The sequence below is a fragment of the Deinococcus sp. YIM 134068 genome (genome assembly GCF_036543075.1).
GTDB classification, from domain to species: domain Bacteria; phylum Deinococcota; class Deinococci; order Deinococcales; family Deinococcaceae; genus Deinococcus; species Deinococcus lichenicola.
The window spans coordinates 16,691-41,733 of the sequence record NZ_JAZHPF010000024.1 but is presented as its reverse complement, the minus strand read 5'-3'; the positions used below and the strand labels follow the sequence as shown (position 1 = coordinate 41,733).

Annotated in this window: 27 protein-coding genes and 1 pseudogene; 6 read left to right on the top strand and 22 right to left on the bottom strand. The window is 71.7% G+C overall.

Features of this window, described 5'->3' with window-relative positions; genetic code table 11:
* Positions 1 to 58: 58 nt before the first annotated feature.
* A complete protein-coding gene (locus V3W47_RS16890) occupies positions 59 to 829 on the bottom strand; it encodes an APH(3') family aminoglycoside O-phosphotransferase (RefSeq protein ID WP_331826394.1) in 771 nt (256 codons plus the stop codon).
* Positions 830 to 911: 82 nt separating this feature from the next.
* On the opposite strand from V3W47_RS16890, the gene V3W47_RS16885 reads away from it, so the two are divergent.
* From V3W47_RS16885 to V3W47_RS16875, 3 genes are read left to right on the top strand one after another with little or no spacing between them, the layout of a single operon-like run.
* Positions 912 to 1,805, top strand: a complete 894-nt coding sequence (locus V3W47_RS16885) for a hypothetical protein (RefSeq protein ID WP_331826393.1) — start codon at positions 912 to 914, stop codon at positions 1,803 to 1,805.
* Positions 1,802 to 2,173 carry a hypothetical protein gene (locus V3W47_RS16880; protein ID WP_331826392.1) on the top strand — a complete coding sequence of 124 codons (372 nt, stop codon included), beginning with the start codon at positions 1,802 to 1,804 and terminating at the stop codon, positions 2,171 to 2,173. Before V3W47_RS16885 ends, V3W47_RS16880 begins: the two co-directional genes overlap by 4 nt.
* A gap of 16 nt (positions 2,174 to 2,189) precedes the next feature.
* Entirely contained in the window at positions 2,190 to 2,966 is a 777-nt protein-coding gene (locus tag V3W47_RS16875; RefSeq protein ID WP_331826391.1) for a CDP-alcohol phosphatidyltransferase family protein, read from the top strand.
* A gap of 49 nt (positions 2,967 to 3,015) precedes the next feature.
* Here V3W47_RS16875 and V3W47_RS16870 read toward each other — a convergent pair whose 3' ends face one another.
* From V3W47_RS16870 to V3W47_RS16835, 8 genes and pseudogenes are all read right to left on the bottom strand, one after another.
* Positions 3,016 to 3,690, bottom strand: coding sequence for a DUF2270 domain-containing protein (locus V3W47_RS16870; RefSeq protein WP_331826403.1), 675 nt, complete (start codon positions 3,688 to 3,690; stop codon positions 3,016 to 3,018).
* Positions 3,691 to 3,910: 220 nt separating this feature from the next.
* Positions 3,911 to 5,098: pseudogene (locus V3W47_RS16865) on the bottom strand (low temperature requirement protein A).
* A 72-nt stretch (positions 5,099 to 5,170) separates the two neighbouring features.
* Entirely contained in the window at positions 5,171 to 5,815 is a 645-nt protein-coding gene (locus tag V3W47_RS16860) for an MBL fold metallo-hydrolase (RefSeq protein ID WP_331826390.1), read from the bottom strand.
* Positions 5,816 to 5,891: 76 nt separating this feature from the next.
* Positions 5,892 to 6,827 carry a DNA polymerase III delta subunit-related protein gene (locus V3W47_RS16855; RefSeq protein ID WP_331826389.1) on the bottom strand — a complete coding sequence of 312 codons (936 nt, stop codon included), beginning with the start codon at positions 6,825 to 6,827 and terminating at the stop codon, positions 5,892 to 5,894.
* Between the two features lie 82 nt (positions 6,828 to 6,909).
* Complete coding sequence (locus V3W47_RS16850) at positions 6,910 to 7,662, bottom strand: metallophosphoesterase family protein (RefSeq protein WP_331826388.1); 753 nt, start codon at positions 7,660 to 7,662, stop codon at positions 6,910 to 6,912.
* A gap of 76 nt (positions 7,663 to 7,738) precedes the next feature.
* Positions 7,739 to 8,776: a S66 family peptidase gene (locus V3W47_RS16845; RefSeq protein WP_331826387.1), complete on the bottom strand. Its 1,038-nt coding sequence runs from the start codon at positions 8,774 to 8,776 to the stop codon at positions 7,739 to 7,741.
* Between the two features lie 70 nt (positions 8,777 to 8,846).
* Entirely contained in the window at positions 8,847 to 9,425 is a 579-nt protein-coding gene (locus V3W47_RS16840) for a GNAT family N-acetyltransferase (RefSeq protein WP_331826386.1), read from the bottom strand.
* A complete protein-coding gene (locus tag V3W47_RS16835; protein ID WP_331826385.1) occupies positions 9,418 to 10,338 on the bottom strand; it encodes a carbon-nitrogen hydrolase family protein in 921 nt (306 codons plus the stop codon). The genes V3W47_RS16840 and V3W47_RS16835 overlap by 8 nt, the downstream gene beginning before the upstream one ends.
* Before the next feature lie 59 nt (positions 10,339 to 10,397).
* On the opposite strand from V3W47_RS16835, the gene V3W47_RS16830 reads away from it, so the two are divergent.
* Both V3W47_RS16830 and V3W47_RS16825 read left to right on the top strand, forming a co-directional pair.
* Entirely contained in the window at positions 10,398 to 10,688 is a 291-nt protein-coding gene (locus V3W47_RS16830) for a hypothetical protein (RefSeq protein WP_331826384.1), read from the top strand.
* A complete protein-coding gene (locus V3W47_RS16825) occupies positions 10,664 to 11,551 on the top strand; it encodes a metalloenzyme domain protein (RefSeq protein WP_442877239.1) in 888 nt (295 codons plus the stop codon). The genes V3W47_RS16830 and V3W47_RS16825 overlap by 25 nt, the downstream gene beginning before the upstream one ends.
* A 200-nt stretch (positions 11,552 to 11,751) precedes the next feature.
* Here V3W47_RS16825 and V3W47_RS16820 read toward each other — a convergent pair whose 3' ends face one another.
* The gene (locus V3W47_RS16820; RefSeq protein WP_331826383.1) at positions 11,752 to 12,396 is read right to left on the bottom strand and encodes a phosphoribosylanthranilate isomerase; all 645 of its coding nucleotides are present in this window, start codon (positions 12,394 to 12,396) and stop codon (positions 11,752 to 11,754) included.
* Positions 12,389 to 12,628, bottom strand: coding sequence for a hypothetical protein (locus V3W47_RS16815; RefSeq protein ID WP_331826382.1), 240 nt, complete (start codon positions 12,626 to 12,628; stop codon positions 12,389 to 12,391). Before V3W47_RS16815 ends, V3W47_RS16820 begins: the two co-directional genes overlap by 8 nt.
* Before the next feature lie 123 nt (positions 12,629 to 12,751).
* On the opposite strand from V3W47_RS16815, the gene V3W47_RS16810 reads away from it, so the two are divergent.
* The gene (locus tag V3W47_RS16810; RefSeq protein WP_331826381.1) at positions 12,752 to 15,058 is read left to right on the top strand and encodes an EAL domain-containing protein; all 2,307 of its coding nucleotides are present in this window, start codon (positions 12,752 to 12,754) and stop codon (positions 15,056 to 15,058) included.
* A gap of 49 nt (positions 15,059 to 15,107) precedes the next feature.
* Here V3W47_RS16810 and cobT read toward each other — a convergent pair whose 3' ends face one another.
* The 11 genes from cobT to V3W47_RS16755 form a co-directional block, all read right to left on the bottom strand.
* Positions 15,108 to 16,190, bottom strand: coding sequence for a nicotinate-nucleotide--dimethylbenzimidazole phosphoribosyltransferase (gene cobT / locus V3W47_RS16805; RefSeq protein WP_331826380.1), 1,083 nt, complete (start codon positions 16,188 to 16,190; stop codon positions 15,108 to 15,110).
* A gap of 34 nt (positions 16,191 to 16,224) precedes the next feature.
* Entirely contained in the window at positions 16,225 to 16,752 is a 528-nt protein-coding gene (gene cobU / locus V3W47_RS16800; protein WP_331826379.1) for a bifunctional adenosylcobinamide kinase/adenosylcobinamide-phosphate guanylyltransferase, read from the bottom strand.
* Positions 16,749 to 18,158 carry a cobyric acid synthase gene (locus tag V3W47_RS16795; protein ID WP_331826401.1) on the bottom strand — a complete coding sequence of 470 codons (1,410 nt, stop codon included), beginning with the start codon at positions 18,156 to 18,158 and terminating at the stop codon, positions 16,749 to 16,751. The genes cobU and V3W47_RS16795 overlap by 4 nt, the downstream gene beginning before the upstream one ends.
* A 7-nt stretch (positions 18,159 to 18,165) precedes the next feature.
* On the bottom strand, positions 18,166 to 18,948 hold the full coding sequence (locus V3W47_RS16790; RefSeq protein ID WP_331826378.1) for an SDR family oxidoreductase: 783 nt from the start codon (positions 18,946 to 18,948) through the stop codon (positions 18,166 to 18,168).
* Complete coding sequence (locus V3W47_RS16785; RefSeq protein WP_331826377.1) at positions 18,941 to 19,966, bottom strand: pyridoxal phosphate-dependent aminotransferase; 1,026 nt, start codon at positions 19,964 to 19,966, stop codon at positions 18,941 to 18,943. The genes V3W47_RS16790 and V3W47_RS16785 overlap by 8 nt, the downstream gene beginning before the upstream one ends.
* The gene (cbiB, locus tag V3W47_RS16780; protein WP_331826376.1) at positions 19,963 to 20,868 is read right to left on the bottom strand and encodes an adenosylcobinamide-phosphate synthase CbiB; all 906 of its coding nucleotides are present in this window, start codon (positions 20,866 to 20,868) and stop codon (positions 19,963 to 19,965) included. The genes V3W47_RS16785 and cbiB overlap by 4 nt, the downstream gene beginning before the upstream one ends.
* A gap of 55 nt (positions 20,869 to 20,923) precedes the next feature.
* On the bottom strand, positions 20,924 to 21,553 hold the full coding sequence (cobO, locus tag V3W47_RS16775) for a cob(I)yrinic acid a,c-diamide adenosyltransferase (RefSeq protein ID WP_331826375.1): 630 nt from the start codon (positions 21,551 to 21,553) through the stop codon (positions 20,924 to 20,926).
* Positions 21,550 to 22,425: an ABC transporter substrate-binding protein gene (locus V3W47_RS16770; RefSeq protein WP_331826374.1), complete on the bottom strand. Its 876-nt coding sequence runs from the start codon at positions 22,423 to 22,425 to the stop codon at positions 21,550 to 21,552. Before V3W47_RS16770 ends, cobO begins: the two co-directional genes overlap by 4 nt.
* A 357-nt stretch (positions 22,426 to 22,782) precedes the next feature.
* Positions 22,783 to 23,367, bottom strand: coding sequence for a histidine phosphatase family protein (locus tag V3W47_RS16765; RefSeq protein WP_331826373.1), 585 nt, complete (start codon positions 23,365 to 23,367; stop codon positions 22,783 to 22,785).
* Entirely contained in the window at positions 23,367 to 24,107 is a 741-nt protein-coding gene (locus V3W47_RS16760; RefSeq protein ID WP_331826372.1) for an adenosylcobinamide-GDP ribazoletransferase, read from the bottom strand. Before V3W47_RS16760 ends, V3W47_RS16765 begins: the two co-directional genes overlap by 1 nt.
* A gap of 99 nt (positions 24,108 to 24,206) precedes the next feature.
* A complete protein-coding gene (locus tag V3W47_RS16755) occupies positions 24,207 to 24,878 on the bottom strand; it encodes a metal-dependent transcriptional regulator (RefSeq protein WP_331826371.1) in 672 nt (223 codons plus the stop codon).
* Between the last annotated feature and the right edge of the window lie 165 nt (positions 24,879 to 25,043).

Here is a 25,043-nt window from a genome sequence, read left to right as displayed (position 1 = left end):
GCATGGGGGACGGGCGGCACATGTCCGGGCACTCAGCCGGAGGAGGAAGGAGCAGCCCTCAGAACAATTCGTCCAGCAACCTGTAATACGCCAGCTTCCGCTCGTCCACGAACGCGCGCCCGTAGGTGTCCAGGAACCGTTCGGCATATTCCTCGTTCAAGTTGCGAATCAGGCTGCGGTGCGTCAGGGCGAGGTCGGCGTGGCGGTCGGCGATTCCGGCGCGGCCCACGTCGATGAAGCCTTCGACGTACTCCCCGTTGACGATCAGGTTGGGCAGGCAGGCGTCCCCATGCGTCACCACGAGGTCTTCGGACTCCGGGCGCGTGCGGACGAGTTCGTTCCACACGTCGGCGGCGCTCCAGCCCCGGCGCTCGTCGTCGAAGTCGGCCTCGTCCACCCCACCCGCCAAGACCTGCTCACGGGCGAGGCGCAGCACGACGGGCAGGGTCATGTTGAAGGGGCACTCGCGCACGGGCAGGGCGTGGAGTTCGCGCAGGGCGCGGGCGAGGAGACTCACGACCCGCTCGGGGTGGAGCAGGGCGTCGGGGTCGCTCATGGGGAGGCCGGGCAGGCGCGTCGTGGCGAGGTATTCATGCTCCCCGGTCGTCTCGTAGCCGACGACCGCTGGAACGGGCACCCGGCCCGCGAGCCAGCGTAGGCGCTCGCGCTCCTGAAGCAGGGTGCTGACCGGGAAGCTGCCGCGCGCTTGTACCTTCACCACATATTTCTGGCTGCGCCACACGCCCGCACCGCTCTCCCCGCCGGAGACGGCCTCCCAGCGGGCGGCGGGGAGGACACGCCGCAGGGCGTCGGGCAGGGTGAGGGGCATGGGCGGCAGGATAGCGAAGCGCCCCTCATCACTCATCCTTCAACCCTCATTCCTCTCCCCTTCCCCCTGTAGACTGCCCCCGATGAAGGTCGGTCTGCTGAACTCGCTGGGCACGCGGCACGGGCGCTACTGGGCGGCGTTCCTCAAGGAACTCGGGGTGGAGATGGCCTTGCCCGCCCTGCCCGCCGGGGAGGCGCTCGCGCTCGGGCGGGACAGCCTGCCGGACGAGCCGGTGCAGGTGCAACTCGCGCTGGGACGCATTCTGGAACTCGGGCGGGTGGACGCCGTACTCGTGCCGCAGACGGCCCCGGTGGCGAACGACGCGTGGGGCGAGGCGCTGACGGAACTGCTGCCCCGGCGCATCAGCGGTCTGCCGCAACTGATCGCGCTGCCCGAGGGCGGGAATGAGATGGTGGCGATGGCACAGGACCTGGGGCAGCGGTTCACGCGCAATCCGGGCCGGGTGCGCCTGGCGCTGGAGCGGGTCAAGCCGCTTGCCGGGGGGGGACGGGAGGAGATGCCCCCCCTGAGCCGCGCCTCGCGGGCGACGGTCGCCGTGATTGGCCCGCGCTCCCTGCTGGGCGACCCGGACCTGAGCGGGGGGCTGAGGGCGGCGTTGGAGGAACTGGGCCTGCACCCCGTCCTCTCCACCGATCTGCCCGCCTCGCAGGTGACGGCGCGGGGGGAGCGGCTGGAGCGGCGGGCGGCCCCGGCGGGGGAACGTGAGCTGTTCGGCGCATTGAATCTGCTGGAGGGCAAGAGCGCGGTGCGGGGCGTCCTCTTCGCCTCCCCCGCGCGGGACGGGGCGCACCGGACGGCGCTGAACCGATTGGCGGAACGCACGCACAAACCCGCCCTCGTGGTGGATGTGGACGGCGGGCAGACCGAGTGGCCCGAACTCGCCGCCTTCCGCGACCGGGTGACGCTGGGGGCCTCGGCGCGGGCGGCGACGGGCGCGGACGGGGGGGACGTATGAACTTCTGGCGCTGGCTGACCACCCCCGACCCCGAACCGGGCTTCACGCGCCGCAAGCTGGGGCGGCTGTTCCTGCGGGTGCTGCTCTTCACCGTGCTGGCGACAGTCCTCTCCGCCCTGCTGCGCGCGGTGGGGCTGGGGCCGTACCTCGATACGTGGTGGGGCACCCTGATCTTCGTGCTCGCGCTGTATATCCCGCTCGCGCGTTTTCTGAACGTGGACACCTTCGTGCCGAGGCGGGTGGCCGCCACGGGACCGCGGACGGGCAAGGGAGGCAAGGTCGCTGCCACCAGCGCCCAACGCCGCAAGGAGCGCAACCGCTTCGCGGGCGTCCGCAAGGGGCCGCCGCATGGGGGTGGGCGGCGCTGAGGGGCGGCTCGACCCCGTGACTCACGCGAAGGCCCGCCCCGCCCGCGAATGGGCCAGCGACGGCCTGTTCCGTCCCCTCGCCGCGCGGCTGGTGCCTCCCCTCGCACGGCTGGGGATCAATCCGCTGCACGTCGTCCTCACCCACATGGCGCTCGGGGTGGCGTGCGGCGTCTTGCTGCGGCGCGGGCACCGGGTCACGCCCGCCGTGCTCCTTCAGGTCAAGACGCTCCTCGACAACCTCGACGGCCAGCTCGCCCGCGCGACCGGGCAGACGACCGAGACGGGCCGCCTGTTGGACACCGAGGGCGACCTCCTCGTGAACGCCGCCGTCCTCACGGGCCTCGCCGGGCGCTGGGGCGTGCCGCTCACCGTCCTCCTGAGCCTGATCCTGAGCGTGGACTACCTGTGGGAGCGCGACCACCGGGGGGCGCGGGGCGAGGTCTTCCGCGACCCGCCCGCCCAGGCCGGGGACGATCCGCGCGTCCTCGCGGCGTTGCGGCTGACGTACGCCCTCTACTTCACCCCGCAGGAGCGCGTGCTGGGGGCGCTGTTCGAGCGGCGGCTGCGCGCGGTCACACCCGGCGAGCCGACCCCCGAGGGCCGCCTCGCCTACACGCCCCGCGAGATCAACGCCGTCGCCGCCAACCTCGGCCTGAGCACCCAGCTTCTCGCCCTCGGCGTGTGCCTGCTCGCCGGGAGGCCGGGTGTGTACCTGTGGAGCCTCCCCGCCCAGGCGGCGGTGCTGGTGGGCGTGCAGGTGTGGAGGGAGGGGCGGGTCAGTGGGAAGTGGTGAGTGGTGAATGGGCGAAGTGCCTCTCCCCTCACGACTTCCCCCTCACCCCTCAGCCCTCCTCCAACGGATACGTCCGCGCCGCCCGCACCGCCAGGGTGATCAGGTGGATGTAGAAGACCACCACCCCCAGGAAGACGAGCCAGCCGGGGAAGTTGCCGATGTCGGCGAGGGCCAGCCCCTCGGGGAAGGTGGGAATCCAACCCTTCGGCTGGCTGAGGTCCAGCTTGGCGAGCCACGCGAAGAGGACCGCCGCGTAAATCCACAGGTAGTTGCGGTTGAGCCGCCAGCCCAGCGCGTCGGCCCGGCCCATCGGGCTGCGGGGCTTGCCCAGTTCGGCGAGGAGGAGCTGGTGCCACCCGGCGTCCACGGAGTCGCCGAGCATCGCCGGGTAGAAGAAACGCTCCATGATGCGGACCCGGTGGTGGGCGATCTCGAAGGTGCGAAATCTCCGCGCCTCCAGCCGCAGGAAGAAGTAATTGAGGAACATGGCGAACAGGAAGGTCGCGTGGCTGTTGTTGGGGTCGCCGAGGGCGAAGGACGCGAGACCCGCCGTGGTGACGACCGCCCAGTTCGTCGTCGTGTCCAGCCGCTGACGGTAGGCGGTCATCTTGCCGACCTCCGCGCGGTAGAGGTGGATCAGGGCGTTGGCGCTGTTGGTGCTGTAGCTCAGCTCCGTCAGCGAGCCGTCCAGCACCGCCCCAGAACCGCGTCCTAGGCCGGGCATGGGCGGAACCGGGAGGCGAACGGAGGGCACGGGGCAATCATACGCACAGGGTAAAGGGCACCGGGGCCGGAGATGGGGGCGGGACACCCCCTCCCCCCGCCGGGAAGTGAGGGGCAGCCAGCGGCCAGCTCCCAGTCACCAGCCCTCACACGTCCCTCCTTCCCACGCCGCTTGCAGGTTTTCCTGACCCCTCACCCCCACCCCCTACCTCCCCCCATCCCTAATGCATATCCGTCCGCCCCGCGTTCGCGCTGCCGAACCATGCCCGCAGCCCCAGCCCGGCGTGGAGGGCGTGGAGCGCGATCAGGCCCAGCACCAGCCCGGAGAGCGTGCCCAGGAAGAGAGGCAGGGCGAGGGCCACCGCCACCGTCAGGAGCCGGACCGGGACGAGCTGACGGGGGGTGAACAGTTGGGGCTTCTCCGGTTCCAGGGTGAACTCCAGGCCCATACAGGCGAGGTAGAACAGGGCCACCCCCCCGGCGAGAAGCCAGCGCACACCCGCCTCGGCGGGTCCCTCCACGGCGACGGCGTGCTGCACCATCGCGCCGACGAGGGTGATGCCGATCACGAGCCGCAGATGCAGGTACGCCCACGAGATGAAGCGCCAGCGGTTATGCGAGTCGGGTTCGCGGCGTCCGATGTAATCGAAGTAGATCCACCACATCCCGAAGCCCAGCAGCAGCCCCAGCACGAAGCGCAGCAGCGTGACGCCCGTGAGGCGCTCCGCGTCCGCCAGCCCGTTCACCACCCCCACGAGGCTCTCGCCCAGCACGATGATGACGAACAGCCCGAAGCGTTCGGGCATCTTGCGGGCGGCGGCGGGAAAGACGCGCGGCTGATCTTTCAGGGTGAGCAGCGGCGTCACGAGGTCAATGAGCAGCCCCGCCCCCTTGAGAACGAGCGCGAGCGGCCCGCCCAGGAAGGCGGCGACCGTTCAGAGCACCACGCTCACGCTGAAAGAGCGTACATACACGTCGGTGACGGGCCGCACACTGGGGTTGTGCCTGCCCGCCCGCCACCACATAAAGGTGATGAGCGCCCGGGCGTAGGCGTAGGCGAGCGCGAAGCCCATCGCCGTCTTCCCCAGCCCGTACTCGGCGGTCGCGGCCATCGCCGCCACGGCGAGCATCTGGAGGAAGGTGAGGACCCGGAAGCTCAGGTCGTAGGTCTCGAACCGCTCGTTGTAGTACGCGACGCTGAGCCACACCCACCACACGGGCACGAACAGGAGCAGAAACTCCCCGAAGCTTCGCGCGTCCGGGTGGTCGGCGAGGTGGTGCGCCAGCCGCGCGATGACCACCACGAACACGAGGTCGTAGAACAACTCCAGCCAGGTGACACGCCGGGCCTCCTCACCGGGAGCATGCAGCCGTGGGGGATGCCACCACAAGCGGGAGTTGCGGAACATACACGACCTTAACGCACCCGCTGGTCGCGTGTCCTCCTGGCCGAATGGGGAGGGCCGCCGGGAGAGCGCCCCTCAGCGCAGGAAGGGGTTCGTGCGGCGCTCGGCCCCAATGGTCGTGGCGGGACCGTGGCCGGAGTACACGGCAGTCTCGTCCGGCAGCGAGAGCAGTTCCCGCGCAATGCCCGCGAGGAGTTGGGGATGGTTCCCGCCCGGCAGGTCCGTCCGTCCAATTCCACCTTGAAACAGCGTGTCGCCCGCCACCACGAAGCCGTCCCCGACGAAGACGACGTGCCCCGGCGCGTGCCCCGGCAACTCCCGCGCCGCCAGAGTGAGGTCGCCCGCCGTGAAGACCTGCCCTTGCTTGATCTCGTGGTCGGGGGCTTCCGGTTGGACGAAGGGCAGATTCCACCGCGCCGCCGACGCCCGCCCCATCCGGTAGAGCGGCAGGTCGGCGGGGTGGAGCCACACGGGCACGCCCAGCGCCTCCCTCACGGGCTGTACCGCCCCGATGTGGTCGAAGTGCGCGTGCGTGAGCAGGATGCCCCGCACCGTCACGCCCGCACCCCGCACCATTGCCAGCACCCGCCCCGCCTCGTCGCCGGGGTCGAAGAGGAAGCCCTCACCATCTTTTCCCGCCACCAGCACCGCGTTCTCCTGAAGCGGCCCGGTCGGGAGTGTCCAGACCCGCGCCGTGCCGTGTTCCCTCGCCCTCGTCATGGGGAGGAGTGTAGGGCGGAAGGGGGTCGGGGCAAACACCCCTCCTACGTCAAGGAGTGGTGAGATGAGTACCCCATCACCCCAGCGCCTCCCGCAGTGCCAGCGCGAAGACCTGAAAGCTCAGGGCGGGGTTCGCGTAGGCCTCCAGCGCCGACTGCAACGCCTCCAACGCCGTGTCCGCCCGTGCCCGCGCGTGGGCAGACTGGGTGCGCCAGACGAAGCGGAGCGCCTCCGGGTGCCACGCCGCGTCCCAGCGTTTCTCCAGCCGCCCGGCGGCTTCGAGCGCAGAGAACATCCCCACGCCGAGGGCGTCCGTGAACTCGGCAGCGTCCGCGAGGGCCGCGCGCACTGCCTCCCGGTCGGCCAGCACCCCGGCGCGTCCGGCGGCGAAGGCGACGAGTTCGGGGTCCGGGGCCTCGCCGTTCAGGGTGAGACCGCGCTCGATGGCCCGGTCTGGGGCGGGCGTGACGCTCAAGCGGGCGCTCCGGCTCACGATGGTCGGGATGACGGCCCGCACGTCCTCGGCGAGGAAGACGAACAGCGCCCCGTGCGGCGGCTCCTCCACGAGCTTGAGCAGGGCGTTCGCCGCCTCCGGCCCCAGGTGCTCGGCCCCGTCCACGATGACCACCCGTCGCCGGAAGGTGGGCCGCACCTCCAGAAACTCGAACACGTGCGTCTCGTACTCGCGCCCGGAGTCCCGCCCCGCCAGGATCGCGCCGATGGGGATGAGCCGCCGCCGCGCCGCCTTGCCCGTCGCCGTCGTCGTGCGCGGCTCCACGAGCAGGAGGTCGGGGTGTGCCCCCGCCGCGAAGGCCCGGCACGACGGACACGCCCCGCACGCCTCGCCGTACATCCCGCGCGTACCCGAGCAGTTGTGCTGCGCCGCGACCGCCCGCGCCACCTCCCGCTTGCCCACGCGGGCCGGGCCGGTGAGAAGGAGGGCATTGCCGCCAAAAACGCCCGTCTGTTCGAGGAGCGGGCCGTGGAGGAGGGCGGCGGGGGGAAGGGTCATGGGGGGGAGGCAGGACGCAAGACGCGGTGCGCGGGAGGATCAATCCTTTCCCACGTCCCGCGTACCGCGCACCGTCCCCCCCTCATTTCCCAATCGCCAGCCGCGCCGCGAGCACCTGCGGCAGACCCGCCTCCAGCGCCGCCTCCTGGGTGCGTTCCACGTCGTAGGCGACGCGGAAGACCTCGAAAGCCCCGCGCCCCGTGTCGAACACGCCGTAGCTCGCGCGCGGGTTGCCGTCGCGGGGCTGGCCGACGCTGCCGGGGTTGAGGATGACGCGGGCACCGGGCGGGACGAGGTAGCTGCCGCCCTCCGGGAAGCCCTGGAACTTGATCCACTCGCCCACCGGGGCGTTGAGGGTGGCGTACACGCCGGGGATGTGCGTGTGTCCCACGAAGGCGAGGCGGCCCTCCCACCCGGCGAAGGCCTCGCGCGCCGCCGTCACCGAGTCGATGTACTCGTCGCGGCTGGCGGGCGAGCCGTGGCGGTAGCGGGCACCCACCTCCGGGTCGTCCACGCCATCGGGCCAGCCCCGCACGAGGGCGAGGTCGTCGGAAGACAGGCGCTCGAGCTGCCAGCGCAGGGCGATGGACACCACGCTCTCCCGCGCCGTCCGCCGCCCGTCCGCGTAGTCGAGGAGCATCGCGTCGTGGTTGCCCGTTACGCCCACCACGTTCAGGTCGCGCAGGGTCCGCAGCACCTCGGCGGGGTGGGGACCGTAGCCCACGGCGTCGCCGAGGTGAACGATGCGGTCGTAGCGGCGGGCGGCGGCGTCATGGAGGACCGCCTCCAGGGCGGCCTGATTCGCGTGGATGTCGGACAGCAGCAGGAGCCGCACCGCGCCATCATAGCGGGCCAGTGGGGATGAATCGCGGTCAGTTCCCCCGAAGCGTGAGCAGAGGCACGGGGAAAGCTCAGGGCGTGACCGTCACCCGTCCCGCCGCCGGGTCCAACCGCGCCAGAGCGCCGAGGGGCAATGTGAGTTGCGGGCTGGTGTGCCCGAAGTCCACGTTCGCCACCACGGGGAGGTCCGTGCGTCCAGCTTCCGCCAGCACACGGCGCACCCAGCCGTACAGGTCCTCCCTCATCTCCGGCGTGTAGCCGCGCGGACGGGCAAGCATCAGCCCGGCGGCCCCGGCGAGGATGCCCTGTGCCGCGTAGTTCCGCAGCCAGTAGCCCACCTGCGCGGGCGGGGGCACGTCCTCCGAGGTCTCCAATGCCAGCACCGCGCCGCGCCACAGGTCGGGCGAGGGCCAGCCGGGCGTCCCATTGAGCATGTCGAGCACTTCCAGGCAACCGCCCATCAGGTGCCCCTCGGCGGGCATTTCCCCTTGCAGCCACACCCAGCCGTCGCCGGGTTGGAAGGGGCGGCGGACCTCCTGCAAGCTCTCATCGGCCCAATCGGGTCCGCCTGCGGTCCACTCGGGCGCGGGCGAGAGTTCGAAGGGGCGCGGCTCGTCCACCAGCGCCCGCCGCACGCCGTCCACGACGAAGGGGTGCATCCCGCCGTTCTCCGCGAGGTCGGTGAGGAGGGCGGGGCCGTGGTAGGCCATCACGCCCGCCCGCAGGAATTGTGTCAGGGTGATCGTGGCGTCGCTGAAGCCGAGGAGGGCTTTGGGGTGAGAGCGGATGAGGTTCAGGTCCAGGAAGGGCAGCAGCCGCACGGAGTCGTCCCCACCGATGATGCCGACCATTGCGTGAATGTCCGGGTTTTGCAGCGCCCAGTGAAGGTCGTCGGCGCGGGCCTGCGGGTTGCTGTACAGGAATTCCGGGCCGCGCAGGGCGTTCGGGGCGGGCACGATTTCCCACCCGAAGGTCTCGGCGACCTGACGCACCCCGGCGCGATACCTCCCCATGACCTCGGTGACGAAGCCGCTGCTCAGGCTCAGGGCCGCCACACGGGAGCCAGAGTGGAGGCGAGGAGGGCGGATGAAGTGGGGAGATTGGGTCACGCGCTCAGGCTAGGGGACGGGTGGGAGGCGGGCATGGGCCGTGAGGCTTAGGCTGGAAGGGATGAGGCGGTCAGGGGCGCGGCTCGGTCGCTTCGTTCGCCCCCCTCGTGGGGGAGGCTGGGAGGGGGGAGGAGCTGAACAACCCCAGCCACAGCCAGTGCTCCGTCAGCACCCGCTCTCCCACTCGCACGGCGTCGGGCTGAGTACCCCACACCCGGAAGCCGTGGCGCTCGTACAGGCGTCGGGCGGCGGTTTGGGTCTCCGTCACGGCCAGATGGATGGAAGTGACGCCCGGCCACATCCGGGCCTGGGCTAACCCCGCCTGCAAGAGGGTGTCCCCGCACCCCTGACCACGCGCCTCCACCCTCACCGACACGCCGTAGATGTTGGCGCGGTGGGCAAGTGCCGGTCGGGTCTCTCGGGCGACGGTGAGCAGGCCGACGAGTTCACCGTTCAGGAACGCCCCGAAGGTGCAGGACGTTGGCGTGGGCGAGAGACGCGCGGCCACGTCCTCCAGCGTACGTGCCGCGAACTCCTCGGCGGTCGTGATGAACGCCTGTGGATCGCTCTGCAACGCGAGCAGCCGGGCTTCCCGGTAGGCGGGCGCATCTTCGGCGGTGAGGACTCGGACGGTCGGCGGCTCAGACACGGGTGGGGGCGGCGAGGGGGACGACCTCGGCGGCGGTGGGGCGCTCCTGCGCGGCGTGGCGGTCGCGCCAGTTCAGGACGTGGCCGTTCTCGCGCACGCGGCGGGTGAGGCCGAGGTCGAGATCGGTGACGAGCCAGCCCGGCGTGTTCCACTCCCCCTCCGCCGCAATTCCGTCTTCCGGCAGGTCGAGGTCGGCGGGAGCGTACACGGCGGCCCTCCCGCTGGCCTGCTCCACGGCATAGGTCCAGTTCGCGTCGGCGATCAGGGGGGCGTGGACGGCGTACATCTGGTTTTCGAGGGCGCGGGCCATGCTCCCCACCCGCACCCGCGTGAAGCCCGACCGGGCCGACGTGAAGGACGGCACGACGAGGAGTTCCGCCCCGCCCTCGGCCAGCACGCGCGCCAGCGCCGGGAATTCGCTGTCGTAGCAGATGGCGACGCCGAAGCGCAGGGCCTCTCCGCCCTCCAGGGGCAGCTCGAAGACGCGCACGCCCGCGCCGGGGTCAATGAACCACTCCTCCGCCTCGAAGCGGGTCATCATCAGCTTGTCCTGATGGTGGTGCGAGCCGTCCGGGCCGAAGACGAGGGCACGGTTGACGAAGCCCTCCCCCTGGGCAACGGGGTAGCTCCCAGCGATGATCGTAACCCCGTGTTGCCGGGAGAGCTGCGAGTGCAGCGCCACGAACTCCGGCAGGAAGGCTTGCAGGGCGGGCCGCATCCCGTTCAGGTCGTGGTGGAGGTCGGGCGGCAGGAGGCTGATGAGTTCCAGCGCGGCGTACTCGGGAAAGACGAGCAGCCGCCCCCCCCGCCCCGCCGCGTCCGCGACCCAGGCCGTCACCTTCGCCTCGTAGGCCGCCCAATCCGCGTGGAAGTCCACCGGGTACGCCGCCGCCGCCACACGCAGAACACTCATGTGGGAAGTCTACTCGCGCGGTGAGGCCCACCTCCGACCCGGACGGGGTAGCCTGGGCCATGTCACCCGGAGGCTTCGAGGACCTGACGGACGGCGAGATCGAGCGTCAGGCCGATCTGGAACAACACTGGCTGGAGCGGCTGGACGAGGGCGGGCAGGAGAGGGCGCGGCGTCTGCAAGACTCTGGGTTGGAGGGCACCCTCCACATCGGCGACGGCTTCCGCTTCCGGTGGCTGCGCGGCGACGAGGTGCTGGCCGAGTCGGACTTCCACGCCCGCTTCCCAGAGGCTTACGAGGAGGCGACGGCGCGGCTGCCGGACGAGGAGTGGACCCCACAGGAGCGGGCCTGACCGGACTCGTCTGGCTTGCCCTGGACGGTGTGGGCCACCCGGACGACGCGCCGCCCGACTCGGTGTGGGATCAAGCCCTCCCCGCCTTGCGTCCGCTCGTGGAGGCGGGGCACGCGCTGGACGCCACGCTCGGCGTGCCGGGCCTCCCGCAGTCCGGCACCGGGCAGGCGTGCTGGCTGACGGGTCGGGACGCGGTGCGCGTGATGGGCGAACATTTCGGGCCGCATCCGGGGCCGACGCTCCAACGCCTGCTGCGGGAGGAGGCGCTGCCGGTGAGGCTCGTGCGGGCGGGGGGGCGGGCGGCGCTGGCGAACCACTATCCGCCCGGCTACTTCGCGGCGCAGGCCAGGCGGCCCCGGTCCGGCTGCTTCCCCTTCGCGTTCGTGGCGGCGGGCACGCCCCTCAACCCGCCCGACGTGCCGCCCGTGCCTGCGACGCTCGGCCTCAACTACGCGGACCCCTGGCCGGAGATGCTGCCGCCGGACGGGTTGACCCGCCTGGGCGAACGCCTCGCGCGGGCGGCAGACCGGTACGACCTCCTCGCCTGCGACCTGTGGTTTGGGGATTTCCTGGGGCATCAGGGCCGCACCCCCGTTTCCCCGGACGTGCGGCGGGCCGGGCAGGCCTACCTCGCGCGGGTGGACGCCCTCCTCGCCGGGCTGCTGGGGGCGGGCGCGCGGGTCGTCCTCACGAGCGACCACGGCAATCTGGAGAACCTGGGGGTCAAGGCCCACACCCTCGCCCGCGTCCCCCTCGCCGGGTCGGGTGTGGAACTGGGAGCCGTCCATCCTCCCGACATCGTGAGCGGTGGGCGAATGATCGCCGGATGGTTCGGCCTGGGGGGTGAGAACGGCGGGGGTTGATCGTCCCTGCCGAACGCGAAAGTTATCCACAAAGTTATCCACAGGCCCTGTGGACAAGCATATGGGTGGGAGGACTGACCTTCACTCGGCAGAACCGAGAAAGGCCGTATCGGACAATGTTTCAAGGCGTTCAACCCGGAGTGGAACTGTTCCAGGAAATTATCCACAGGCCCCCGTTTCACTGTGGATAACTTCCCCGATCAGGCTTCCTTCGCGGCCCGCACGAAGGCGCGCACACGCTCGGGGTCCTTGACGCCGGGGCTGGCCTCCAGGCGGCTGACGGCATCCACCGCAGCGGGACGCAGCACCGTGATCGCCTGGGCGACGTTCTCCGGCCCCAGTCCCCCGGCGAGCCATGCACCGCGCGGGAAGATGGGCGCGAGAGCCGCCCAGTCCAGCGGCACTCCCCCACCCGGTTCCGGGGCGTCCAGCATAGGGGTGACGCCGGGGGGGAGGTCCCGTGGGCTGGCGTCCGTTCCCGTCGTCAGGTCGGCGGGGCGCAGGACGCGCAGCACGGGATAATAGCGGGCGACCTCGCGCACGTAAAGATCGGGAAGCGGGCCGTGGAGTTGCACGGCGCTGAGGCGCGCGGCCTCGGCGGTTCGCAGCACCTCGTCCAGCCCCTGCCCCAGAAAGACGCCCACCCGCGCCACGACCGGCCCGGCGCTCAGCCCGGCCTCGCGCGCCACCGTGGGCGAGACGCGCCGCCTGCTGACCGGGGCGAAGATGAAGCCGAGTGCATCGGCCCCCGCCTCGGCGGCGAGCACGGCGTCACGGACGGAGGTGGTGCCGCAGACCTTGATTCGGGGGGTGAGGGGTGGGTGGGGGGTGGGGGGATCAGGCATTCCCGGCCTCCAGCGCGGCCAGGCGGGCCTCCAGCTCGCGGTTGCGGCGGATGAGGGAGACGAGCAGGAGGGCGTAGTGGTCGTAGAGCTTTGGGCGCTCCAGCCGGGTTTCGCCCGCCATCCAGCCGCTCAGGAGACGCTCGGCGGCCTCCAGAATCTCCCCGTCGGGCACGTCGCGGAAGGGGCGGTCGCCGAGGATGCTCCGGGCGAAGTTGAGTTCGCGGTCGCTCATGGGGGTATTCTGGCGCGGACTGGCCCTCCCCCGGCGTGCCCGACTTCCCTTAAGGCCCAGCTTGTCCGTCTCATTTCTGAATTGCAAGCACGTTGTAAGAGGTGGGTCCTTAGAGTGCCCCCCGTGCTGCCGGAAGTCCACCACCTCCTCGAACGACTAGGTCTGAGCGCCGATGCCCCGCCCACGGCAGCGGAGTGGGGCGCGTTTCTGGCGGGCCTGCGTTCTGACAGCGACCCGTCGCGCGGAGCTGAGGACGATCTCGGGTGGCAACGGCAGATCGTCGAGCACTCCCCCAACCTCATCTTCACGACCGACCGGGAGGGCCGCATCCTGCAGGGGAACCGGACCTTTGTCTCCACCTTCGGGGCCGGGATGATAGGACACCCCTGCGTGCGGCTGTGCCTGGAACGGGAGCGGGCGCGGCTGACCGGACTCTTCCGGCGCGTGCTTCAGGGGGAGGTGTTCGGGGAGGTGGAGGTGGAAACCTGCCTGCCGGACGGCTCTGCGCGGTTCATCCTCGCGCGCCTGTACCCGCTGCGGGACGGCGGCGGCGAGATTCGGGGGTGCGTGTTCGCCAGCACCGACATCACCCGTCACCACCACGAGCTAGGGGCGCTGCTCGCCCGGCACCGCTCCCTCGCCACCATCCTGAACGCCGTGCCCGCGCCGCTCGTCGTGTTCGACCGCGACCGCCGCTACCTGTTTTGCAATCCCGCCGCCATCGTGAACGAGGAGATTCGCGCCGGAATCATCGGGAAGACCGACGACGACTACTGCGCCGAGCGGAACTTCCCGCCCGCCATCGTGGAAAACCGCCGAGCGCAGTTTGCGGAGGCGGTGCGGCGGCGCGGGCCGGTGTCGTGGGAGGAACACTTCCCCCGGCCCGGCGGCCAGGGAATTCACCACCTGCGCTCCTTCAGCCCGGTCTTCGCGGGGACGGGGGACCTCGAACTGATGATCGGCTACGGCATGGACGTGACCGAGCGGCGGCGGGCGCAGGAGGAGCTGGAGCGGCTCAACGACGAGCTGGAGGCGCGCGTCCGGGAGCGCACCGCCGAGCTGGAGGAGACGAGCCGCCGCCTGCAACACGACGCCCTCCACGACGCGCTGACCGGGCTGCCCAACCGGGCGCTGTTCGCCGACCGGCTGGAGCAGGCGCTGACGCGCGCCCGCGCGCCGCACGGGCCGGGCTTCGCGGTGCTGTTCCTCGACTCCGACCGCTTCAAGACGGTCAACGACTCGCTGGGGCACCCGGTCGGGGACGCGCTGCTCGTGGCGCTCGCCCGGCGGCTTCAGGCCGAGGTGCGTCCCACCGACACCGTGGCGCGGTTGGGCGGCGACGAGTTCACGGTGCTGCTCGAACCGCTGGCCGACCCGGAGGACGCCCGGCGGGTGGCCGAGCGCATCGGTGAGGCGCTGCGGCAGCCCCTGGAGGTGGCGGGCCACGAGCTGACGGCCTCGGTGAGCATCGGCATCGTGGCGGGGCACCGCGACTACGAGTCGGCGGCGGCGGTGCTGCGCGACGCGGACATCGCCATGTACCGCGCCAAAGCGCAGGGCCGGGCGGGCTACCAGACCTTCACGGTGGAGATGCGCGAGCGCGCCGCAAGCCTGATGCAACTGGAGCGCGACCTGCGAAAGGCCGTGGCGCGCGGCGAGCTGCGGGTGTTCTACCAGCCCATCGTGGGGGTGGACAGCGGGCGCACGGTGGGCTTCGAGGCCCTGATCCGCTGGGCACACCCCACCCTCGGCCTGCTCTCGCCCGCCGAATTCATCGGGGTGGCCGAGGAGACGGGCCTGATCCTCGACCTCGACCGCTGGGTGCTGCGCGAGGCCTGCACGCAGGTACTGGCGTGGCAGCGCGAGGTGCCGGGCCATCCCCCCCTCACCCTCAGCGTCAATTTCTCGGGGCGGCACTTCGCGGCCCCCGACGTCTATACCTGCGTCACCCGGATTCTGGAGGAGACGGGCTTCGACCCGCAGGCCCTCAAGCTGGAGATCACCGAGAGCGTGTTGCTGCGGCACTCGCAGGGCATCGCCGACACGCTCATCAACATCCGGCGGCTCGGCGTCCAACTGCACATCGACGACTTCGGCACGGGCTACTCCTCGCTGGGCTACCTCCAGTCCTACCCGGTGGACACCCTCAAGATCGACCGCTCCTTCATCGACCGGATGCTGGAGAGCACCGAGAGCGCCGAACTCGTCCGCACCATCGTGGCGATGGCGAAAAACCTCGGCCTACGCGTCGTCGCCGAGGGCATCGAGTCCCCCGCCCAGCTCGAACAGCTCCGTACCCTGCGTTGCGATTACGGCCAGGGCTACCTCCTCTCGCGCCCCCTCGCGCCGGAGACCGTCCTCGCCTTCCTCCGGCGCGAGGGGCAGGGGTCGGAGGAGGGGCTGGTGCTGACGGTGAGGGAGGGGACGTAAGAAGTTGGAAGGGGGAGAAACTCCCCTCGCCGCCGTTCGCCCTCTGCCTTCAGCTCCCCCCCGGCACCCCCGCCTCCGCGAAGGTCCGCATCTCGCGCAGGGTGGCGGCGGTGGCGAGGAGCAGGGGCGCGGCGAGGACCCCACCCGTGCCCTCGCCCAGCCGGAGGCCGAGGTTGAACATGGGCCTCAGCCCCAGAGAGGCGAGTTGGGGGCCGTGCCCGACCTCCGCGCACTCGCCCGCCGGGAAGAGGAAGTCGCGCAGGTGGGGGGCGAGCGCCACCCCGACGAGGGCCGCCGCGCCCTCCACGAAACCGTCGAGGATGACGGCCCGCCGGAGCGCCGCCGCCTGAAGCATCACGCCGAGCATCGCCGCGATCTCGTAGCCGCCGAGGTCGGCCAGCACGCCGAGGGGGTCGGCGGGGTCGCTCCCCTCCCGCGCCAGCGCCTCCCGCACCGCCGCCACCTTGCGTTCCAGCGTCGCGTCGTCCACGCCCGTCCCCCGGCCCGTCACCGCCGCCGGGTCCATGCCGAGGAGGCGGGCCGTCACGGCGGCGGCGGGCGTGGTGTTGCCGATGCCCATCTCGCCGGGAACGATCAGGTCGGCACCCTCCTCAATGGCTCGCCGGGCGAGGGCCGCGCCCGCGAGGATGAGGGCCGTCGTCTCCTCCCGCGTCATGGCCGACTCACGCCGCAGGTCGCGGGTGCCCCGCCGCACCGCCGCGCGCACGAGGGCGGGGTGCCCCGGCAGGTCGGCGTTCACGCCCGCGTCCATCACGTACACGCGCGCCCCCACCGTCCGGGCGATGGCGTTCACGGCGGCCCCGCCCGGTCCGGCGGGCGTGTCGGCGAGGAAGTTCGCCACCATCGCGGGCGTGACCTCCGGTGGGTAGGCGCTGACACCTCCCGTCGCAACCCCGTGGTCCCCCGCCGCGACGATCACTGCCACGCCGCGCGGGTGGGGCTTCTCGGTCCCGAACACGCCGGCCAGCCGCACCGCCAGGTCCTCTAAATCGCCCAGCGCCCCGGCAGGCTTGGTGAGCTGGGATTGCCGGGCGCGGGCCGCCTCCATCGCGGCGGGGTCGGCGGGTTGGACGGCGGCGACGAGGGGGGCGAGGGCGGGGGGGAGGGACATGGAGGCTCCTTCGGAGGGGGTTAGGGTTGAGGGGTTAGGAGTCAGGGAAGGGAGCGGGCTTGAGTTGTACGGGTAAACCGCTCACCAGCAACCACGCCTCGTCACTTGTGGCGGCGGCGCGTTGGTTGACCCAGCCGAGCAGGTCACGGTAACGGCGGGCGAGCGCGTTGTCGGGGACGATGCCGAGGCCGACCTCGTTGGTGACGAGGATGGTCAGGCCGGGTCGGGCGCGGGCAGCAGTCAGGAGCGCGTCGGCGCGGGCGAGGAGGGCGTCGTCGGGTTCGTCGGCGAGCATCAGGTTGCTGACCCACAGGCTCAGGCAGTCGAGGAGGACGGTGGGGGTGGCGGCGGCGAGAAGGGCGGCGGGGGCGTCGAGGGGTTCCTCCACCGTGACCCAGCCCGCCGGACGGTCCCCCTGGTGGCGCGTGATGCGTTCCGTCATCTCCGCGTCGAAGGCCTGGGCGGTGGCGAGGTAGGTCACGGGCAGGCCGGACGCGGCGGCGCGGCGCTCGGCGAAGGTGCTCTTGCCGCTGCGTGCCCCACCCGTGACGAAGACGATCACGCGCCACCCCCGGCGAGCCGCTGGATGAGGGGCCAGTCGAGGCTCGCCCTCACCCGCGCGGCGATGGCGTCCAACCGGGCGTCGAGGCTGTCGAGGGCGGTCGGCGGTGTCAGGCCCGCCCACCCCAGGAAGCGCTCGAGATAGGCCGGGTTTTCGAGCAGGCCGTGAAGGTACGTGCCGCGCACGTTGCCCCGCCGCCACAGCAGCCCCGGAGCGAGTTCGTCCACGTTCGGCCCGGCGACCGTGCGCCCGTGGTGAATCTCGTAGCCGCTGAGATGCAGGCCCGTCTCCGCGTCGGTGAAGGTAGTCAGCAAGGTCGTCTTATCGGGAGCAAGTTCTGTCGAGAGGTCGAGGAGGCCGAGGCCGGGCACCTCTCCCGTGCCTGAAGTCTGGGCCTCGATGCCGTGCGGGTCTCCGACCCTCTGGCCGAGCATCTGGAGGCCGCCGCACACGCCGAACACGGGAATTCCGGCGAGCGCGGCGCGGGTGATGGCCCCCGCCAGCCCGGACGCGCGCAACCACGCGAGGTCGGCGGCGGTGCTCTTGCTGCCGGGCAGGATGACGGCCCGTGCCCCTTCCAGTTCAGCGGGCGCGGACACCCAGCGGGCAAGCAGCCCCAGCGGGGCGAACTCGTCCAGATTGGAGACACGCGGCAGGCGGGCGATGGCGACGAAGCCGCCGTCCACCGTGGCCTGCGGACCGTCCAACGCCACCCCGTCCTCCTCCGGCAGCGGAATGTCGAGCATGGGCACGACGCCGACCGTCGGCACGCCCGTCTGTTCCTCCAGCCACTGCGGCGCGGGCGCGAGCAACCCCGGATCGCCCCGGAAGCGGTTGAGGACGAAGCCGCGTAGCAGGGCGCGTTCCTCCGGCGTCAGGCAATGCCACGTGCCGAGGAGGTGGGCGAAGGCCCCGCCCCGGTCAATGTCGCAGGCGAGGAGCACACCCGCCTGGGCTTCGAGCGCCACCCGCATATTCACGATGTCGCTGGACCGGAGGTTGACCTCGGCGGGGCTGCCCGCCCCCTCGATGACCACCACGTCGAACTCGGAGAGGAGGCTGTGGAGGGCTTCTCGCACGTGGGGCCACAGGTGTGCCTTACGCTCGCGCCAGCCCAACGCGGTAAGTTCCGGGCTTGCCCGACCCAGCAACACGACCTGAGAGCGGGTATCGGCCTCGGGCTTGAGGAGGACCGGGTTCATCCGCACGTCGGGGGTGACGCGCGCCGCCCGTGCCTGCACGAGTTGGGCGCGGCCCATCTCCAGCCCGGCGGGGGTGACGCCCGCGTTGTTGCTCATGTTCTGCGCCTTGAAGGGGGCGACCCGGTAGCCCTCGTCGGCCAGGGCGCGGCAGAGGGCGGCGGTCAGGTAACTCTTGCCCGCGTTGCTCGTGCAGCCCTGCACCATGATGGCGTTAGCCACGCGCAGCCTTCTCCCTCAGAAAGTCCTCCCAGGTGATGACTCCACGTGTTGCCCCTGGCTCAATGAAGCGGCCTTGCTGCATCGCCCGCAGGACCGGGAGAGGGAGGGGAAGGCGGACGGGCAGCACCCGCTTTCCCTCCCCACGCGCCGCCAGCCACGCCCGCGCGAGGTCGGAGACACGGCGCACCTCTGGACCGGCGAGGTCGAACGTGCCCCGCTGACCGGCCAGCGCCCGCCACGCGAGTTCGTGGGCGACCTCCTCCACGGCAACGGGTTGCAGTTCTCCGTCCGGCACGGGGAGCCAGGGCAGGCGGTCCACTCCAACCAGCAATTCGTCCACGAAATGATGAAACTGCGCCGCCCGGAAGACGAGGGCGGGGAGGCCGCTCGCCTCCACCAGTTCCTCCCCGCGCACCTTGCCCGCGTAGTACCCGAAGGCGCGGGCCTGACGCGCCCTCACGATGGAGACGAAGGTGAAGTGGGGTCGGTGGGCGGCGCGGGCCGCCTCCAGCAGATGCAGGGTTCCCCGCGCGTCGGCCAGCGGATCACCGAGGACGTGGGCGGTGTGGATGACCCGGCTTATCCCGGCCAGCGCCTCCGCGAGTCCGGTTCCGTCCGTATAATTTCCGACCGCGTACTCCACGCCCGCCTGTGGGGAGGAGGGCACCCGGCGGGTCAGCACGCGCACACGGGCACCCTCTCCCAGCAAAGCCTGAACCAGCAGACGCCCCAGGTGGCCGGTGCCGCCCGTGACCAGAACGAGACAGTCATTCATACACGTCTCCATCCAACACGGCCCGAAGCGTCTCCACCAGCCGCCTATTCTCCCCCGGCAGCCGGGTGGACACGCGGATATGGTCGGGCAGGCCGTAACTCGCGCAGTCGCGGACGCGCAGGCCGCGCTCCAACAGGGCTGACGTAACATGGGAGGCGTCCCCCACGCGCAGGGTGAGGTAGGGGGTGCCGTGATGCTCGACCGGGCCGAACTGAGCGAGGGCGGAGGCCAGCTCACGCGCACCGTCAGCCACGAGCGGCAGCGTCCGGGCGAGAAATGCTCCACCCTCCGGCAGCGCCCCGAGGACGGCGGCGGTGGAGGCGGGCAGGTGCCACGCGGGCGCGAGGTTGTCGAGCCGGGCCACGACCTCCGGCGAGGCGAGCGCGGAGGCGGGCCGTGCGCCGACCAATCCATGCGCCTTGCCGGGCGACAGGACGCGCACGACGGCGGGATGACGCGGCGGCGTGGGCGCGTTCGTGAAGGGCGCATACGCCTCGTCCACGATCAGGAGCGCCCCGGCGGTGAGGCAGGCATCTGCGAGAGTCTTCAACTCCCCCATTGTGTGTACGTGCCCGGTGGGATTGTGCGGATGGCCGACGTAGACGAGGGCGACGCCGGGCCTGATCTCGGAGACGACCTGCTCAGGCGGAGTGACTCGTACTTTGGCACGGGACAGGGCGGCGGCGCGGGCGAGTTCGCCGAAAGGAGCGTGAACGCTGAGCAGCGTGCCCCCCGGCGGCAGGAACGCGCGGGCGAGGCGGTGCAGCAGGTCGGAGGCACCGACAGAGAGGGCGACCTCCTCCGCGCTCAGCCCGTGCCAGTCGGCAAGGCAGGCGCGGACCCCGGCATAGGTCGGGTCGGGGTAGTGGGCGTGGTCGGCGTCCCGGATGGCCCGCACGAGCACCGGATTCGGCCCGTGGGGATTCGCGTTCACGCTGAAGTCCAGCCCCGTGAAGGTGTGTGAGGTCGGCCCGCCGTGCGGTACGCGGGGCAGGAGGGGGGGCAGGCGGTCCGTCACTTCCGGGGCCTCCGGGGCAGGGGAAGCAGCAGCACGAGGACGGCGAGGGCGAGCGTCCAGCGGGCGAGGCGCAGGGCGCGGGGCAGGTCTGAGGTGTCCGGGGTGCGTCCATCAGCGTTCAGGACGTACACGCCCCGCTTATCCAGCCGCACGCCGAGCGCCCCCGCGAAGGCCGACATGGGGTGCCCGGCGTTCGGGCTGGGGGTGGTTCGCGCGTCCCGCCGCCAGACGCGCCACGCTCCGGGAGCGTCCAACCCGGATGGGAGGACCGCCACCACCGCACACAGCGCCGTGAGCCGGGCGGGGGCGAGGTTGAGGAGGTCGTCGGTGCGGGCGGCCACCTTGCCCGCGTGTTCGAGGTCGGGGGTGCGGTAGCCCCACATCGCGTCCGCCGTGTTCGCGTAACGGTACAGGGCCGCGAGGGGCAGCCCGCCCGCCCGGAACATCAGCAGCGGTGCCACCACGCTATCGCTCAGGTTCTCGGCCAGACTCTCGATGCACGCGCCCGCCACCTCCGCCGCGCTCAGTTCGCCCGTCTCCCGGCTGACGAGGTGCCACGCGAGGAGCCGCCGCGCCTCCGGGAGATCGCCCGACGCGAGGGCCGCATGGACCTCCCCCACCGCCGCGAACAGCGCCCGCCGCGCGAGGAGGGGCTTGAGGAGGACGCCGCGCGTGACCCACCCGCCCGGAAAACGGTTCGTGAGCCACCCGACTCCCGCCGCCACCCCTGCCCCGAGCACCCACCCCGCGCCCCCCTCAAAGAATTGAGCGGCAGGAGCGGAGGCTCGCCAACGCAGACGCGCCCCCTTGAGATAGTTCCCCATCCAGATCACCGGATGCAGCCGCGCGGGCGGCTCTCCCAGCGCGTCCAGCGCGAGGGCAAGGAGAAGCGACCTCCGCACACCGCGCACCGCCTCCCGCCTCCCCTCCACCCCCTGTCCCCCCACGTCTTTCCCGTCAATGTTCGATGCCCGCCTGCGCCCCGATTCCCGCGTTGTAGGCGTGCTTGACGGGCTGAATCTCGCTCACGGTGTCGGCCAGGGCGACGAGTTCGGGCAGGGCGTCGCGCCCGGTGACGACGATGTGGAGGTTGGGGTCACGGGCCTTGAGCGTCGCCTCCACGTCGGGCCACGCGACCCAGCCGAACTTGAGGGGGTAGGTGAACTCGTCGAGGACGATCAGGTCGTATTCGCCGGAGAGGATGGCCTCCTTCGCCCGCTCCCAGCCGTGTTCGGCCAGCGCGGCAGAGTTCTCCAGATCGCGCGAGCGCCAGGTGAAGCCGTCGCCGAGGCCCTCGTGGGGGAGGCCCAGCGCGTCGAGGGCGCGGTGTTCGCCGAAGCGTGCCCCCTCGTGCTTGAGGAACTGGAACATCCGCACGCGCAGCCCGCGCCCGTGTGCCCGCAGCATCAGGCCGAGCGCGGCGGTCGTCTTGCCCTTGCCCTTGCCCGTGTTCACGATCAGGAGGCCCCGGCGTCCACGGGTCAGGTCCTCGCGTTTCTGGTAGGTGTCGCGCGCCTCGGCGAGTTCGCGCATGGCGGCCTCGCGGCGGGTGGCGGTGGCTGAGTCGGTGGATTCGGGGTCGGTCATTTCAGGGCCTCCGGGTGCAGCCAGCGGATGAGGGCGCGCAGGGCGACGGGCAGGCGGGGGCCGGGGCGCGAGAGGGCGTCGCGCTCCTCGGCGCTTGGGGTGTAGACGCGACCCGACCGCACCGCCCGCAGGTTCGCCCAGCCGGGCCGGGTCCGCGCGTCCGCCGGGGCCACGCCGATCACCGCCTGGGGGTCTGCCTGCACGATGAGTTCGGGGTCGATCTTCGGGAAGTCGCCCAGCCGCGCGGGGATGATGGTGCGCCCGCCCGCCTTCGTGATGAGCGTGCCGATGAAGGAGTTGGGGCCGACCGAGTACGGCGCGGGGTCCACCTCGTAGTACGTGCTCACCTTCGGGAGCCGGGCCACACTCGCCTGGAGCGCGTTCAGCTCGCCGCGCATCCGCGTGATGAGGTTGAGCGCCGCCGTCTCCCGGTTCGTCAGCCGCCCGAGGACGCCGATCTTCTCGAAGACCTCGTTGTACGTCTGCGCGCTGCCGCCGTACACGGTGAGGCCCGCCGCCACCAGCCGCTCCGTCAGCCGCGATCCACTCGATTCATCGGCCAGCACGAGGTCGGGCTTCAGCGCCACGATGGCCTCGATGTCGGGCTGAAAGGCGCTGCCCACCTTCGGCACGCGGTCCACCACCGCCCCCGGATAATTGCTGAAGGTATCCACGGCCACGAGGCGAGTTCCCGCGCCGATGGCGGCGAGCGTTTCGGTGTGGCTCGGCAGCATGGAGACGATGCGCCTCGGCTCGCGGCCCAGGGTGACGGCTCGGCCCAGGTCGTCGGTGACGGTGAGGGGATAGGTTGCGGCGAGGGCACCGCCCGGCAGCAGGGCACCGAGGGCGACGAGGGGGATGAGGTGGCGCATAGGCGAGGCTCCGGCGTGCGTGGCGGGGGGCGAGCTGAAGGGGCGCACGACAGAAGCCCGCTCCAGCCGGGGCCGGAGTGGGCATCACGGCGCGGTATTGAGCCGGGAATGCACGAACTCACGAACTGGCCCTCTGACGGCGAGAGGTGCCCCACAGCCCTGCTCGGGCGGTGGCGGCGTCCCTGGGTGGCATTCGGGCTTACAGGGCCAGGGCCTGCATACCGTTGCGCGACAGCGCCGGACTCACACCGGACTTCCCCATCCCCAGGTGCGGGCAGGGTAGCAGAGGCGGGCAGGGCGGGCGAGGCGGGAGGGGAACATTTCTGCGGTCAGCGGTCAGCGGTCAGCGGTCAGCGGTCAGCGGTCAGTGGTCAGCCCCACCAGCCACCAGTTCCCGCCCGCCCGCCGCAACGTGGCGACCGTGCCCGGCGGCGTGGCGACGGCGCGCAGGCCGACCGCGAGGCGCAGCGCGGCGTGGAGCGGCCCGGCGTGCGTGAAGGCGACGATCTCACCCTGGGCGGGTAGGACCTCCAACCAGCCCTGAAGACGGGCGTGGAAGGCGCGGCCTGTCTCCCCTCCCGGCGGCCCGTGGTCGGAGGTGGGGTCGGCGAGGGCGTCGATCCAGCCGCGTGGGGCGTCTCCAAACTCCGCCTCCAGTTCCGCCCAGGTGTGGCCCGCCATCACGCCGAAGCGGGCCTCCGTGAGGGCCGGGGTGGGAACGGCGTGCCTGAATCCGGCGAGCGCGGCGGTCTCGCGGGCGCGGCGGCTGGGGGAAGTGAAAGGTTGAGCATCGGTGGGCAAGCGCAGGCGGCGGGCGAGGGTCTGTCCCTCCACGGACAGCGGCGCGTCCTCGTCCCCCCTCGGGTAACGGCGCTCGGCGTTGGGGAGGGTCGGGGCGTGCCGAACGAGGTGGAGGGTCAGCACGGCCTCAGCCCCATTCATCAGGCACGGCCCCACGCGAACGCCCCCAGCGCCACGAGTTCCGCCGTCACCACGATCAATCCGTACACGTCCCCGCTCAGCCCCCCACCCAGCCGCGAGGCGGCGAAGCGGGCGACGAGGAGCGCGGCGGCGAACGCGGCGAGGACGGCGACCCACGCACCGGGAAGCAACAGCGCGGGCACGGTGAGGAGCAGCGCCACTCCCCACCGCCCCTCCCGCGACCGCGCCCCCAGCGACTCCTGCCGCGCCGCCGGGTACAGGTTCATGGGCGCGAGCAGCACCGTCCGCGCCACCACCGCCGCGACGACGGGGGCGAACACGGGAAGGGGAGCGGACAGCAGGCTCCACAGCGTCAGCAGCGCGAGAACTCCGGTCGCCAGCCCGAAGGCACCCACATGCACGTCCCGCAGAATCTCCAGCCGCCGCTCCGGGCTTTTCATGGCGAAGAGGGCGTCCGCGCTATCCACCAGCCCGTCGAAGTGGAGCATCCCCGTCACCGCCAGCCACGCCCCTACCGCGAGCGCCGCCCGCACCCCCTCCGGCAGGGGCAGCGGCAGCCACAGCACGAGGGCCACCACCCCACCCACCGCGTACCCCGCCAGCGGGTAGTAAGCGCTCGCCCGCGCGAAGTCCCCCTCCCGCACCTCCCGCACGTGCGGCAGCGGCAGCGTCGTCAGGAAGGTCAGCGCGAGGTGGGCGGCGTGCAGGTGACGGAGCCAGAGGGGGCGGGAGTCGGTCATGGATGGCTCAAGGCTGGCGAGTGGAAGGACGGGAGCGACCAGCCGACGCTCCGGGTCTTTTCCTGGCGACTGGAAGCTGGCGACTGGCGACTCTCTTCCCTACCCCTCCCCCGCGTGAACCTGCACCTGCCCGGCCACCCCGAGCGCGAGGGTGAGGTGTGCGGCGTTCGGCAACAGGACGGTCAGCGTCCCCAGCGCGGCGTCCACCCGCTCCACCCGGACGGGAGCGCCGGGGGTCAGGCCCGCCGTCACGAGGGCACGCAGCCCCGCCGGGTCGCCGTCGGGCACGCGGGCGATCCTCGCTGTCTCACCGGGCGCGAGCTGCGTCAGGCGGCGTTCGGCCCGCTCGGGCAACTCGCCCGTGACCGTGGGGATGGGGTCACCGTGCGGGTCGTGGGTGGGGTCGCCGAGCCACGCGGCGATGCGGGCCTCCAGCCGCTCGGACAGGGCGTGTTCCAGCCGCTCGGCCTCCTCGTGAACCTCGTCCAGCGGCACGCCCAGCGCCCGGTGGAGGAACAGCTCCAGCAGGCGGTGATGGCGCAACACCTCCAGCGCCACCCGCTGCCCCTCGCCCGTCAGCTCCGCCCCCTGGTACGGCGCGTGCGACACGAGGCCCTGCTCGCTGAGCTTGCGGAGCATTCCCGTGGCGCTCGCGGGCACCACGCCCAACGCGTCCGCGAGCGCCTGCGTATTCACCCGCCCCCGCTGTCCGAGGAGATACAGGTGCTTGAGGTAATCCTCGGCGGAGGGGGAGAGAGGGTGGGCGGGCATGGGTCCAGTGTAGAGGGGAGCCTCCGTTGTGGGCGTGAGGATGGGGGGACGGAGAAACGACCCCGTGTGTTTGCCCCTCCCCCTTGAGGGGGGAGGCCGGGTGGGGGTGGACTGGCCCGGCCTCCAAGAACGGGAGGAAGGTCAAGGCCCCTCCCTGACGATGGA